12 protein-coding genes and 2 tRNA genes are annotated in these 13,634 nt (G+C 42.1%); 9 read left to right on the forward strand and 5 right to left on the reverse strand.

Annotated elements, in window-relative coordinates; all coding sequences use genetic code 11:
- Positions 1–107: 107 nt before the first annotated feature.
- Positions 108–983, reverse strand: coding sequence for a GTPase Era (gene era, locus ABIC84_RS25660; RefSeq protein ID WP_090533711.1), 876 nt, complete (start codon positions 981–983; stop codon positions 108–110).
- A gap of 148 nt (positions 984–1,131) precedes the next feature.
- Here era and ABIC84_RS25665 point away from each other — a divergent pair.
- Positions 1,132–1,204 (forward strand) — tRNA-Met (locus ABIC84_RS25665).
- Between the two features lie 175 nt (positions 1,205–1,379).
- On the opposite strand, the gene ABIC84_RS25670 is transcribed toward ABIC84_RS25665, so the two are convergent.
- Positions 1,380–3,323, reverse strand: a complete 1,944-nt coding sequence (locus tag ABIC84_RS25670) for a glycoside hydrolase family 127 protein (protein WP_429265420.1) — start codon at positions 3,321–3,323, stop codon at positions 1,380–1,382.
- 226 nt (positions 3,324–3,549) lie between these two features.
- On the opposite strand from ABIC84_RS25670, the gene ABIC84_RS25675 reads away from it, so the two are divergent.
- Positions 3,550–4,140, forward strand: a complete 591-nt coding sequence (locus tag ABIC84_RS25675) for a C40 family peptidase (RefSeq protein ID WP_429265421.1) — start codon at positions 3,550–3,552, stop codon at positions 4,138–4,140.
- A 198-nt stretch (positions 4,141–4,338) separates the two neighbouring features.
- Here the strand turns inward: ABIC84_RS25675 and ABIC84_RS25680 are convergent, their stop codons facing one another.
- Together ABIC84_RS25680 and ABIC84_RS25685 are read right to left on the reverse strand one after the other, a co-directional pair.
- A complete protein-coding gene (locus ABIC84_RS25680; protein ID WP_429265422.1) occupies positions 4,339–4,752 on the reverse strand; it encodes a hypothetical protein in 414 nt (137 codons plus the stop codon).
- A complete protein-coding gene (locus ABIC84_RS25685; protein ID WP_429265423.1) occupies positions 4,749–5,306 on the reverse strand; it encodes an RNA polymerase sigma factor in 558 nt (185 codons plus the stop codon). The genes ABIC84_RS25680 and ABIC84_RS25685 overlap by 4 nt, the downstream gene beginning before the upstream one ends.
- Before the next feature lie 124 nt (positions 5,307–5,430).
- Here ABIC84_RS25685 and ABIC84_RS25690 point away from each other — a divergent pair, with 124 nt between their 5' ends.
- Together ABIC84_RS25690 and ABIC84_RS25695 are read left to right on the forward strand one after the other, a co-directional pair.
- On the forward strand, positions 5,431–5,763 hold the full coding sequence (locus ABIC84_RS25690; RefSeq protein WP_176626601.1) for a DUF6249 domain-containing protein: 333 nt from the start codon (positions 5,431–5,433) through the stop codon (positions 5,761–5,763).
- Between the two features lie 130 nt (positions 5,764–5,893).
- Positions 5,894–8,317, forward strand: a complete 2,424-nt coding sequence (locus ABIC84_RS25695; RefSeq protein ID WP_429265424.1) for an outer membrane beta-barrel protein — start codon at positions 5,894–5,896, stop codon at positions 8,315–8,317.
- Between the two features lie 168 nt (positions 8,318–8,485).
- Here ABIC84_RS25695 and ABIC84_RS25700 read toward each other — a convergent pair whose 3' ends face one another.
- Complete coding sequence (locus ABIC84_RS25700) at positions 8,486–8,899, reverse strand: nuclear transport factor 2 family protein (protein WP_426582890.1); 414 nt, start codon at positions 8,897–8,899, stop codon at positions 8,486–8,488.
- A 220-nt stretch (positions 8,900–9,119) separates the two neighbouring features.
- On the opposite strand from ABIC84_RS25700, the gene ABIC84_RS25705 reads away from it, so the two are divergent.
- The 5 genes from ABIC84_RS25705 (at position 9,120) to ABIC84_RS25725 (ending at position 13,503) form a co-directional block, all read left to right on the forward strand.
- Positions 9,120–9,192, forward strand: a tRNA-Met gene (locus ABIC84_RS25705).
- Positions 9,193–9,383: 191 nt separating this feature from the next.
- Complete coding sequence (locus ABIC84_RS25710) at positions 9,384–9,791, forward strand: EthD family reductase (RefSeq protein ID WP_429265425.1); 408 nt, start codon at positions 9,384–9,386, stop codon at positions 9,789–9,791.
- Positions 9,792–10,575: 784 nt separating this feature from the next.
- Positions 10,576–11,760: a DUF1624 domain-containing protein gene (locus tag ABIC84_RS25715; RefSeq protein ID WP_429265426.1), complete on the forward strand. Its 1,185-nt coding sequence runs from the start codon at positions 10,576–10,578 to the stop codon at positions 11,758–11,760.
- A 12-nt stretch (positions 11,761–11,772) separates the two neighbouring features.
- Positions 11,773–12,231: a putative quinol monooxygenase gene (locus ABIC84_RS25720; protein WP_429265427.1), complete on the forward strand. Its 459-nt coding sequence runs from the start codon at positions 11,773–11,775 to the stop codon at positions 12,229–12,231.
- Between the two features lie 141 nt (positions 12,232–12,372).
- Complete coding sequence (locus ABIC84_RS25725; protein ID WP_429265428.1) at positions 12,373–13,503, forward strand: acyltransferase family protein; 1,131 nt, start codon at positions 12,373–12,375, stop codon at positions 13,501–13,503.
- The last annotated feature ends 131 nt before the right edge of the window (positions 13,504–13,634 follow it).

Here is a 13,634-nt window from a genome sequence, read left to right on the forward strand (position 1 = left end):
ATCTAACTTAACAACTGCTTCTGAGAAATTTTTAATTTTTATTAATGATAGGTCAAGATGTTGGATTATCCTGCATCTTGATTCTAAAAGTCTTGATTCTGTTCTTTCTATTCGTACCCGAATTGTTTGAGGTAATTCTTTTTGGTACGCCAGTCGGGGATCACTTTTACAAACATCTCCAGGAAAACCTTTTGCTGAAAAAAGTCTTCCATGGCGCGGCGGGCATAGGTGCCGGTAATTTTTAACATTTCGCCGCCCTTGCCTATGATGATGTTCTTTTGCGATTCGCGCTCCACAATAATCTCGGCGCTGATGCGGTAAAGCTTTTCGCCCTCAATAAAGGCGGTTACAATAACCTCGGTGCTGTATGGAATTTCTTTTTTGTATTGTTTAAACACTTGTTCGCGGATCATTTCTGAAGCGAAGAAGCGGTCGTTACGGTCGGTTAGCGCATCTTTTTCGTAATAAGCAGCATGCTCCGGCAGGTTTTCGATCACGAAATCCATAATGGCCTTGATGTTGTGGCCATGCAGTGCCGATATGGCGAAGATGGCTTTAGGGTTTAATTTCTCCTGCCAAAATTCGACTTTCTTTTTTACGGTTTCTTCATCGCTTTGGTCAATTTTGTTGATGAGTACGGCAAGAGGCGCTGATGAACGCTCCAATTTTTTAAGAACGTCTGCTTCATCATATTCCTCATAAATGTCGGTAACCAGCAAAATAAGGTCGGCATCAACAATAGAGCCGTCAACCTGGTGCATCATGCTTTCGTGCAGGGCGTAGTGCGGCTTGATCACGCCGGGGGTGTCCGAAAACACGATCTGGTAGTTTTCATCATTCACAATACCCAAAATGCGGTGGCGTGTAGTCTGCGCTTTAGGGGTAATGATGGACATTTTTTCGCCCACCAGCGCGTTCATAAGGGTTGATTTCCCTGCGTTGGGTTTACCTATTATACTTACAAAACCTGCCTGATGAGCCATAAAAAAATAATTAAAAATATATTTGGACTGCAAAGAAACGAATTATATCTTTGCAGTCCAATTAAAACGGAGTGCAAATTTGCATTTTGATAATTGGAAGCACCTTTCCGGGGTTATGACCGGATCTCAAATATATAGCACAATACAGTGCGGGATGGAGCAGTTGGTAGCTCGTCGGGCTCATAACCCGAAGGTCGTAGGTTCGAGTCCTGCTCCCGCTACGAAGAATGAAAGCCTTGAATCGAATGATTTGAGGCTTTTTGTTTTAATTAAACCGTCTTCACGGTTGGAGCGACAGAAAGCGGACACTTTTCTCCAATGAAAAATTTGTTGAACAGGCAATAGCGAAGCTTGAGGGGCATAATTTATAATCCGTAGGTTCGGGCTCTAACATATTTATTTTCCCATATCTTTCAGGTCGCCCTGGTGCCAATAGATCATATACCGGGCATCATGTAATTTGTAAAAAGGGATCAGTTCCAAGCCTTTGAACTTAGCAGGACTGATCAGTTCAGGCGCAATGAAAGTTTGTGGTTTTCCGGCTACTGGTTTCAGGTATTTTTCAGGATCAGGCTGGTTGCTTGCCAGTATAGGAGCCTCATTTAATGGATATGTTTTACCACGGGCGCGATAACCTCCAAACTGGTCTCCATCTGCAATTAAGTTATCAAGATCGGTAGTATCCGTTTTAGCCGCTAATACAATGGGCCCGTTTAAAAAAGCTATATAATGCGAGCTATCCGGTAATGCTTCGGTGCTTAGTTCCATGGGTAAACGGATTGCAATTTCATCGCCTTTTTTCCACTGCCTGTTAAGCTTTACATATGAGCCGGGTCGGGCATTAACGGCTATTTCAGTACCATTGATCTTTATTTGCAGCCTGCCAGGCTTTACCCAATGTGGGTAACGGATGTTAATGTCAAATTTACCGGTCCTCACGGCTTCAACTAAAAGTTTGGTAGTTTCCTCGTCCGGAAATTTTGTTTGCTGAGAAAGTACAAGCCCTTGTGCAGCGCAGTTTAACCGGGAAGCGATAAACAGGTTTACGTACAGGTTTTTTTGCTGATAGCTATAGATGAGCTCGCCATATTTGCCATGGTTTTCCATGCCCGAGCCAACACAACACCACATATCAACCTGTGGCTGAGAATAAACGCGGTAGTGCCGCGGGCGCATGGAGGTGTAATAAACAAAGCCACCGCGTACGGGGTGCTGGCTCGAAAGGATATGGTTAAACAAAACCCGCTCATAGAAATCTATATACTTTACATCTGCAGCCTTTTCAAAAAGATGGCGGGTTAGTTTAAGCATATTATAGGAGTTACAAGTTTCCGGGCCAGCAATATCCGTGATCATTTTAGTGAAATTGTCCGTTGGGTTAAAATGCTCATTTACACTGTTGCCGCCTATTACTACCGAACGGTTATTTACTACCGTTTCCCAGAAAAACTGAGCAGCCTTGCCATAATCGGCATCGCCGCCAACTTCCGAGATGCGCTGGAAACCTACGGCTTTCGGGATCTGCATATTGGCGTGCAGTCCATTGAGCTCGTCATGCCCCTGGATCAATGGGTTCAAGATCTCTTTATGCGAAAATCTCCGGGCCAGGGTGAGGTATTTATTCTGGCCGGTTATTACCGATACATCGGCAAAAACTTCGTTTAAGCCACCCTGTTCAGAAATCAGCATGGTTTGGATCTGCTGATCAGTTAATTTGAGGGAAACACCATAGATATAGTCTGTTAACCGTATCAGTATTTCTTTTGCCTGGGTTTTGCCGGCGATCAGGTAAGCATCGCATAAGCCTGCAAAAAGTTTATGAATGTTATAAAGTGGTACCCATTTTTTATTCAGGGCGAAGGTGTCGGCTTCAATTTTACCGGCGGCAATATCCTTCCACATAGTCGTGCCACCGGGAGTGCCTCCCAGGTAACCGCTACCTGTTTTATCCTGGGCGCGTTTTAGTTCGGCAAGCATATAATCCAACCGGCGGTTTAATTCTGCATCGTGGGTGGCGGCATACATAAAAGACAAGGCCGATAAATAATGCCCGCCAATGTGGCCATCCAGCCCTGTGTTCTCCCAGTTTTCATAACTCTTCTTTTTAGGTTTGAGCCCTGCTTCAGTAAGATAAGGAGCGAGCAAACGATCGGGGTCTAAAGCCAGCATGTATGCCTTATCTGTTAATTGCGCATCCTTAAACACACCTGGCAGCAGGGTGACCTGTTGGAGCGGAAATGAATGCAGCGACGTTTGTACCTGTGCGTGAAGGGGAATGGAAAAGCAAACTAATATGGAGAACAGCGTTAAAAAACGATGAGTTATTTTCCGGGTCATCATGATTGCGTATTACATTGGGTTAGCGGTACTAAAGTAGGTAATGTTTTTATTAATTGTTATTTTAACACCCATTTTGCTTTTTTTGATGAAGCAAATGAAATAATAGTATCAGGATTCAGTCATCTTTTTTACATTTTGATTGCTATCCGTGGAAATTTTTATCTATCATTACAAAATGCATGTTGTAATTGGTTCCAAACTCCTCCTTGTAGCTTGTTTATCACTTATGAAGCCGGCCAAGCCTGCCGTACTTCACGCATCAAAAAAACATAAAGCAAATAAAACGGTAAAATTGCATAGCCATGCGAGGCTGAGGCATCATTATGCCGAAGTTGAGGCCAATTATGAAACTGGCGAAACCACACCCGACGAGCTGGTTGAATTTGCCCAAACCCTGAAAGGTGTCAGGTATCGGTATGGTTCAAGCAACCCGGAAAAAGGTTTTGATTGCTCGGGTTTTGTTAATTATGTTTTTACCCATTTCGGCATCTCTATCCCCCGCAGTTCATCGGATTTTGCGCCGGTTAAGGGGATTGATATTAAAGACGCCAAATTTGGCGATCTGATTTTGTTTACCGGAACCCGCAGTCACAATTACCACAGTGCAGGGCATATTGGTATTGTGATATCACAACCTGGTGAACCATTGGTGTTTATCCATTCTACATCAGGTGATGAAAATGGCGTTACTGAAACCGCCATGAACGAACGTTACCAGCGCAGGTATATTAAAACCATCCGTGTGTTTAAGGAAGTGCCGCAAACAGAGGAAGAGGATGAAGATGCTGTTCCTGATACGTTAGAAGAAGCCCGTTAATCTTAATGTAGAGACGCATCACATGCGTTTCCCGTTTGCAGGTTGCAAAATATGTAAGCCCGCTCTGCGCATTGTGTGATGTGTAACCCTTCTTGTATTTTATTTAATTGATTATAAGTTACTTGATAGTTTGTTTCTGAATTTGTGTTAACCCTGTTAACCCCCATCCCCAATAATGATCTCTACGTTTTCCTGTTCTTAATAACTCCTGTTTACCAATCTCTGATCAATAAAAAGATAGCCCACAAACCCTGCAACCAGTGTTAACAACAGCCATTTAAAGCTGATAATAGCATTTAAAAACATATCGCCGCTTTCGGGACTGATAGCAGCAAGCAGGCCGTAAGCCAGCGTTAATCCCGCAGCAAAGATACCCAACGCCAGCAGGTTAAAGCGCAGATCGTTTTTACGGTTGACTTGTTCCTGCAGCTTTCTCCTAACGTTAGCGGCAAAACTCATAGGCAGGCCTTCTTTTGGCTCGGTGCCCAGAGCGGTAAATAAGTTTTGATAAGCGAGCAGATCGTTCTTATCTTCTTCCGAAAGTGTTTTGTTATCCGGAACCAAGCCGCTGTTCAATAGTTCCTGTAATTCGTCGTCATCCAGCTCTTTCATATATTTTCTTTCTTAAGGTCTTTTTCAATCTTTTCCTTCAATAATTTCCGCGCCCTGAAAAGATGGCTTTTCACTGTTCCTTCCGGGATGCCCGTGATGTCTTCGATCTCAGCACATGAAAACTCATTGAGGTGGTACAGCGTTAACACTGTTTTATATTGATGCGGCATTTGCTCAATAAGCAGGTTAACATAAGCTGCGGTATTTTTTTTTATCAGCTCCTGTTCGGGGTTTTCATCTGTAAAATGATAATTATCAATATTTTCGGGATATTCGGCCGGGGAATTGTTCTTGTTCTTTTTTAAATAGTTTACAGCGGTTAAGTAGGCTATACGTGCTATCCAGGTTGATAGTTTCGACTGAAACTCAAACCGGTGCAGGTTTTGGTGGATCTTAATGAAAACTTCCTGGCATATATCCTCCTTGTTTTGCTGGTCTTGCACCAACCGGTTAATCACAAAGAAAACCAGCTTTTCGTACTGCTTTACCAACAGTTCAAAAGCTCGGAGATCTTTATTTAATATCCTGGATACAACCTCGTGTTCATTAAACATATTACAGTAGTCAATATAGAAGGTTTAGCGGTTGCAAAAAAGGATTAAAAAAATATTTAAAATAATTGCAACCTGCACAAGCCATTTGCTGACTACTGTAGCAAATACTTAAACAAACAAGATCATGAAACAGTTAATGCCATTCATCGTAATCATAATATTCTTTATACTTATTGCTATATTCATACTTGCCCTTTATAATTACATGCTGAAAAAACGCATTATTAAATCGGGGCCGCTGGATGAGAACAGCGTGAAATTTCTGGCCCAGTTAAACTCAGGCAACGAGGCCTTAAAATGGGGGCTCATACTCCTTTGCGCCGGTATAGGTTTTATAGTAATGCAATTCATCCCCTACAGTGCAGAAGATTCGCCCGTTCCTTACGGCGTTGAAATGATCTTTATCTCAGCCGGCTTTCTAATCTATTACCTGCTGCTTCGCCGTCGTAAGGATTAAATAACCAGCCTGATTTATTGTACTAAGCGGGCGGTTTAGCCGCCTGTACCATCAAATTTTAAAGAGAGAAATTTCTCTCCGGGAATCCTTTTGCCTAAAAAATCAACCAAAATCTAACACCCTCACAAATATGAAAACTAAACAAATAGCAATACGGTTCATCATGATGATAGCTGTGTTAATCATTTATAACCTCAATAGCTATAGCCAAACCCAGGTGCAGGTAAAAGGGGATATTGCTGATTCGGTAACCAAAGCGCCTTTGCCATTGATAACCGTACGGCTAAAGAATGCTGCCAATGAAACCATTATGGTTGCTGTTACTAAAGATGATGGGTCCTTCAGTTTTGCTTCGGTACAACCGTCAAGCTATTCGCTGTCGATTAACGCTATTGGCCATAGCTCAAAAACAATACCCCTCGATCTTACACATCAGCAGCAAACACTGGTGCTAAAACCGGTTTATTTGAGGGATGTAATGACTAACCTGAAAGAGGTTGCCATAACCGCCGAAAGACCGATTATCAGACAAAAGGCCGACAGAATAATTTACGACCTGAAGGCGGATCCTGAAAGTAAGGGAAATAATGTACTAAGTATGATGAGGAAAATTCCTTACCTGTCATTAGATGGGGATGATAATTTACTGCTCAAAGGAAATGCAAGCTTTAAAGTGCTTATTAACGGTAAACCCTCCGGCAGCTTGGAAAGCAACCTTAAAGCCGTTTTAAAAAGCATCCCGGCATCAACCATTGAGCGGATTGAGGTGATCACCACACCGCCATCAAAATATGATGCCGAAGGTTTGGCGGGCATCATTAACATCGTCACCAGCAAAAAAATCAACGATGGTATCAATGGTTCTGTAAATATCAATGAAAGCTTGCCTACAGGTGGCCCCGGCATCGGAGGTTCTGTTACGGCTAAAAAAGGCAAGTTTGGTGTTTCTGCTTTTGGCGGTGGCAGCATCAACAATTCGCCGCAAACCTATAATACCAACAAACGTGTTGATACTGTCGGTACAACGCTGGCGCAAACCGGTTATCAACGTTCAAATAATAAAACCGCTTATTTCGGCACCGAATTAAGCCTGCAGATAGATACACTGAATTTATTAACCGCCCAGTTCAATTATAATGGCAGCCGTGCAATCGATCATAACGGGCAGTCGTCCCTGCTAACCGGCGATAGTCAGCCTGAACAATACCGTTTTCAAAACAATAATAAAGCCGCCAGCCACGGCATTGATGCCGGGATCAATTATGAATTAGGTTTTAAAGGGGTTAAAAACAGGCTGCTTACATTTTCATACATGTACAGCGGCAACACAAATAACAAAAATGGCGACATTCAATTTTTTGACCGGGTAAATTTCCCGGGCCCCAATTTTCAACAAAGCGATAAACAAAAATTTAAAGAACACACTGTACAGGTTGATTTTGTTACCCCGGTAAATAAAATGACCATTGATGCCGGTGTTAAAGCTATATTCAGGAATAACAGCAGCGATTTTAGCTATAGCTCATTAAATGAAACAACTGGTGTATATGAGCATGATGCAGCGCAGTCAAACGCGTTTACAAATACCCAAAATGTATTTAGCGCTTATAACTCCTATCAATTGGCTTTAAACAGCTGGAACATCAATGCCGGTGTGCGGGTTGAGGAAACCGTGATCCGGGCTGATTTCATGAGTACGGCATCTGTGGCCGATCAAAACTATTTTAACATTGTTCCTTCTGTTTCGGTAAGTAAAAGATTTAAAGACGAAAGCAGTATCAACTTCGGTTTTTCGCAAAGGATCAGGAGACCAGGCATCAATAGGCTTAACCCTTACGTTGACCGCTCAAACCCCAATTATGAAATTACCGGTAACCCAAACCTGAGACCTGTTTTATTGAACGATATCCAGCTTGGGTATGGCGGCAATAAAAAATTATCAGTAAACATCGGGCTCGACTATTCGTTCATGAACAACCTCGATTTGCAGGTTGTTAATTTTGACCGGACCACCCAGGTTACACAAGTTACCTATGCTAATACAGGCGAGGCCAGCAGTGCGGGCGTTAATTTTAACCTTAGTTATCCTGTAACTAAAATTTACAACGTAAGCCTCAATGGTAATATGACGTATTTGTGGCTGCAAGGCCAGGCCGGTGGAAAAGTAGTGAACAATAACCTGCTGATGTATGGGGCCACGCTATCAAACGTAGTACGCCTGAACCATGGCTGGGCCCTGAATGCCGATTTGGGTATAAATAGCCGCAACCCTACAGGTTTACAGGGGTACACCAACGGCTTTTTTTACAGCGCCTTTAACTTTAATAAGGATATCGTGAAAAACAAGTTCAGCATCTCCGGCGGTATCAAAAATCCGTTTACCAAATATCGCAACAGTGTAAGCAAAACTTTCGGTCCGCAGTTTAATCAAACTTACCAAAGCACGAATTATTACAGGTCATTTAGCATCAGCCTGAACTACAATTTTGGAGGCTTAAAAGACAGGATCAATAAAAACAAAACAGGGATTGAAAATAATGATGTGGCTAATTGATGATAGCGTATCTGATTATTGCAAAGGCCTCAACAATTTTAGTTAAGGCCTTTTTACGTTGATCGAAGCATTTTTGAGGCAATGAATCTAAGAAAAACAGGTTTGGACAACCAAGGAAGATATGGTTAATTGTAATTTTTAAAAAAGGGCCCAGGCTCGTAAGTAGCTTTAAGCTAAGTGTGCCAGCCCGTCAGGAAACATTCCTTTGGCCACTACAACCATATCAAGCGCTTCGCGGATCAGTTTGATCTTACCATTTTCGGCAACCACGCGCCCCATATAGGTTTGCGGATAAACCCGACCTGTCGAATTGACTATAGCGTTCACATCATATTCGCCAAAGGCCTGATCAGGTGTATCAATATGGATCCTGATGTTTTGAAATTTAAAGTTGCCGAATGTTTTGGGTAGGTTTTTAAGGAAATTATATATTACGTCCCGGCCTTTCCATTGCCAGGGTAAACCTAAACTTGCAAGGTAGGGAAGCTCGAACACTGCGTCGTCGGCAAAAAGTTCAATAGCTGTATCTGGGTTGTTGATCCGCTCAAGATAGTTGAGCAATAATTCTTTAGCTGTTTTCATTTCTTTGAAATTTTATCATCCTGTCCGTTCATCGGTCAGGGTATCACAAAGGTGCAAAGTACCCAAACGCCACACATTGATTTATAGTAAGAACGAAATTGACTTATATCAACCAAATTAAAAGGTTAGATGATCGTGTTTTAAGAAATTGTTGGCCACATGAGCCAATTTGTGACAAACAGATGTGATAACTTATCGTATATTTGTAGTATCAAAACAGTGCGGGATGGAGCAGTTGGTAGCTCGTCGGGCTCATAACCCGAAGGTCATAGGTTCGAGTCCTGTTCCCGCTACCTGAAAAAAAGAAAAGCCTCAAGTCGAAAGATTTGTGGCTTTTTTGTTTATGTCCTATACGCAATCTCGTGGCATGTCGTTCGTGCGACTTTAAACATCAGTCAGCATAATGTTTTGTGAATAAAGGCAATATTTTAATATTTGTGTAATCTGTTAAAATAGAATGCTTTATCATTTAAACGAACCTGTTATGAAATCAAGATTAGTTTTATCATTTATCCTTCTTGTAACATGCTTTACTGCATTTAGTCAGGAAAAGAAGAACGAAGCAATTGTTGAAAAAGGCTTAGTCAAAATATCCATTATGTACCCTTATGCCGAAGGTAAAACCTTTAATATGGAATATTACGAAACAAAGCATATGCCAATGGTAGCACAGTTCCTGGGATCAAATTTGGTTAAATACACCATTGAAAAAGGGATTGCCAGTGGTATCCCTAACCAACCGCTGCCTTTTATGGCTATTGGCACTTTTTATGTAAAAAGCCTAAGCGACTATCAAGCCGCTATAGCGCCCAAAAGAGACGCCATCCGTGCGGATTTTGCAAATTACACTAATGTCAGTCCTGTTATTTTGGTAAGTGAGGTGGTGAAGTAAGGATAATATTTTCATAAAGTGGCGACCAACTCAACGGCTCAATAAATTTTTAAATGTTAACAGGTAACGTTTGTATGAGGATTGATACTATCAAACTTAACAACTATAGTTATGAGATTTATTCGGATAAGCTGCTTACCTATGTATTATTGGGCTGTTATTAACAATGTACACCGGGAATCGCCGAATACATGCGGTTACAACTAATAAGATATTTCCCGCTGCCGCTATGATCATTGTTGCAGTAGTTATAGGGCGGAGAAGATAGTTTTTTATTAGTTACTAAACCGGCGTTTACTACCTGCAAATAATGGAAAGCAATAAAATACCGCTAACACTTAATTATCTGGGCGAAAGTCACCGATTACAAATCATTCAAGGGCAATACCATAGTTTGATGTCGCTCATAGCAGATCATTTGGCAATCCCCGGATTTGGATTATGTTGCGGAATGGGCAGTTGCGGCACTTGTGTGGTACAAATAACCTCAGCATATTCACAGGTCAAAAGGAATGTTATGGCATGTGTCGTACAGGTAAATGATGAATTAGCCAATATGATAATCATAATACCTGATAAAACTTATTAGGTAGTTGATTAGTGGTATGCTATAGCCAGATATAATGGTATCATGCTGAGTGTTGAAATCCTGGGCTTCTTAAGGTAAGGGTTCCTACGCACGGCCGGTGTACAGGCTTAGGATGACAAGATCACTTTGTCAGCCGGAGAATTTGACAAATCTTTGTAAAAAAGTGCTACCTTTAATTTTACCCCCAAGACCTGAATGAGCACAGTTTTAAAAAATCGGATAACTTCTATCGATTTTCTCCGCGGAGCTATCATGATCATTATGGCCCTCGATCATGTGAGGGATTATTTATACTCGGGATCATTTTTTTATGATCCGCTTGACCTCACAAAAACAAGCGCGATATTGTTTTTCACCAGGTGGATCACCCATTTTTGCGCCCCGATATTTATGTTGCTTGCCGGGACCTCGGCCCACCTCATCGGGCAAAAGAAATCTAAAAAGGAGTTGTCCGTATTCCTGGTGAAGCGTGGATTATGGCTTATTTTCCTCGAAATGTTCGTGGTTAATTTTGGCTGGAACTTCAATATCACGTTCCCCATGTTTTTCTTTATTACCATTTGGGCACTGGGCTTAAGCATGATCACACTTGCGGCATTGATTCATTTGCCTAAAAAATTAATCCTGGGCATTAGTGTTGTAATCATATTGGGGCATAACCTTTTAGATGGTGTTCATGTGCCGGGCAGCACGTTGCCGGCTTTTGGCTGGGCGCTGCTTCATGAACAGCAGTTTTTTATGTGGCATAAAGAAGTTTTGTTGGTAGGTTATCCCATTGTACCGCTAATGGCAGTTATGTCTTTAGGTTACTGTTTGGGCGGATGGTATACGGCAGGTTATGATGTTGGCAAAAGACAAAGAAATTTATTGATAGCAGGCGCATGTTGTTTGGCTTTGTTCATTGTATTACGTTGTACAAACCTATATGGCGATCCAGTGAAGTGGAGCGTGCAGAAAAATGCGTTGTTTACCCTGCTTTCATTTATTAAGGTGAGTAAGTACCCGCCATCGCTTTTATACCTGTTATTGACATTAGGAGCTGCATTTCTGTTTCTTTCATTTACCGAAAAAACAAAGGGCAGTGTCGTAAATGTAGTTTCCGTTTATGGTAGGGTGCCTATGTTTTATTACCTCATCCACATTTATATCATACACCTGATCGCGATTGTCGCGTCATTATTTACGCCCGGCCAAGACTGGAAATTATGGTTCCTGACAAAGCCCATCTGGTTCACTACCGATTTGAAGGGTTATGGTTTTTCGTTGCCTGTTGCTTACCTTGTTTGGATAGGGATAGTGGTTGCACTGTATCCGTTATGCAAACGCTACGACGCTTATAAACAGGCCAACAAAGCAAAATGGTGGTTGAGTTATTTATAAAAAAACGCAAATATGAAAGTTGTAGATCTAACTTCAAAAATATCAACAAAACAAATCCTATACGCTCGCTTAACAGCCTGGGGCAGCGGTTTATTATCAGCTTTATTAATTTTTATGTTATCAGTATCTGCACCTCAAAGCGCCGCTGCCCAGGATAAAAACAAGGTAGTACGCATAGCCAAACTCCAGATAGATTCGGCCCAGTTAAACAATTACATGGCTGTATTGAAAGAGCATGCCGAAACTGCAGTACGCGTTGAACCCGGCGTTTTAACCTTATATGCTGTATCCGAAAAGAATAACCCTACCCACATAACAGTTTTTGAAATTTATGCTGATGCTGCCGCATACCAGGCCCACCTGCAAACACCTCATTTTAAAAAATACAAAAGCACGACAAAAGATATGGTTAAATCGCTTGAGCTTGTGGAAACGACGCCGATAGTACTGGCTGCTAAGCCGCGATTGTAACGTTAATATGCTCTTTATTCTTCCGGTTTTGACTTGCCAATAAATTAAAGCATATTTATAGCCAGGGTGCTATGTTCTGTTTGCAGCGCATGCTATCAATCCCGAATTAACCAATTTGTCATACTTGTTTTTTCCTGCTAAATGAGTAAAAGCACTACGTACCTTGAAACAAAAGGGCACTACCAAATTCTTGACGGCTTACGCGGTGTGGCATCACTTTTTGTGGTGGCATTCCATATTTTTGAAACCTATGCTGATGGTAACCGCTTTAAGCAAATCATAAATCATGGATACCTGGCGGTCGATTTCTTTTTTCTGCTCTCGGGCTTTGTAGTCGCTTACGCCTATGACGACCGCTGGGGCAAAATGACCCAATGGGATTTTTATAAGCGCCGCCTCATTCGCCTGCAGCCCATGGTTATTGCCGGATCAATTATTGGCGCCTTGTTTTTTTACTCGCAAAGCGGTGCAGTGTTTCCGCTTATTCATGACACGCCGGTTTGGAAAATGTTGTTGGTAATGCTGGTTGGTTGTACGCTGATACCGATACTGCCTTCTATGGATATCCGCGGCTGGCAGGAAATGCACCCGTTGGATGGCCCGGCCTGGTCGCTGTTTTTTGAATATATCGCTAATATTCTTTACGCGCTGGTGATCCGCAAGTTCTCCAAAACGCTGCTGGCCATATTGGTATTTGCATCGGCCTGTTTGCTGATCCATTACACGGTAATGGGACCGCAGGGTGATGTAATTGGCGGATGGTCGGTTAATAAAACACAACTCTATATTGGCTTCACGCGGTTGCTTTATCCCTTTTTTGCAGGTATGCTGCTGTGCCGTATGGGTAAGCTCATTCATGTTAAAGGCGCATTTACGGTTTGCAGTGCTCTAATTATTGCCGTTTTATGCGTGCCGCGGATAGGAGGGCCCGAACATTTATGGATGAATGGTTTGTATGAGTCGTTTTGTATTATTATCGTTTTCCCGTTAATTGTGGCTATCGGCGCCGGCGGAACGTTAAAGAGTAAAAGTTCAGTAAGGGTTTGCAAATTTATAGGTGATCTGTCGTACCCGCTTTATATCACACATTATCCTCTCATTTATTTTCATACAGCCTGGGTAACAAATAATAAGATCCCTATGACAGAAGGACTGCTTGTAGGTTTGGGCCTTTTTGTAGCGAGTATCGCCATCGCCTATGCCTGCCTCAAGCTCTATGATGAACCTGTTAGAGAGTGGTTAAAGAATCGTTTTCTGCTGAAAAAGGCCTAAATAATATTAGAGTAGGATGGGTCTTAACTCACCCCGGGATTGCTACGCTCGTCACCCTCTCTGCGCAAGCGCAAAGAGGGGTTCTTTTTCCTTCTCACCCGAAGGGTAAAGCGGCTGGTCCGGCGAAGCGC

Origin of the sequence: Mucilaginibacter sp. 3215 (assembly GCF_050433785.1) — a bacterium.
Taxonomy (GTDB): Bacteria; Bacteroidota; Bacteroidia; order Sphingobacteriales; family Sphingobacteriaceae; genus Mucilaginibacter.